At 65.5% G+C, this 226-nt stretch carries 1 pseudogene; it reads right to left on the reverse strand.

The features are described from left to right. Positions 1–226 (reverse strand): annotated as a pseudogene (locus tag EXE44_RS19610) (DNA cytosine methyltransferase); the annotation flags it as partial.

The raw sequence follows: 226 nt of genomic DNA on the forward strand, positions 1-226 counted from the left end.
AGGAGTCGAATCCCCACGCGTACTCATACGTCTCCCTCTCTTCGGCGACTGTCGGGGCGTCACCGTCGTCAAACTGTTCGAGCCCGCTCTGTCCGCCGTCGCGGGCGTTGGAGGGTTCCCACAGCCCGAGCTCGATGAGTCGCTCTCGGGCCTTCCGTTCGTACTCCTCGCTGCTCGTGCGCTTCCGCGAGCGGAAGTTCAAGTCGAACCCCGCCGGCATCGGCTC

The sequence above is a fragment of the Halorubrum sp. SS7 genome (assembly GCF_005435055.1).
GTDB classification, from domain to species: domain Archaea; phylum Halobacteriota; class Halobacteria; order Halobacteriales; family Haloferacaceae; genus Halorubrum; species Halorubrum salinarum.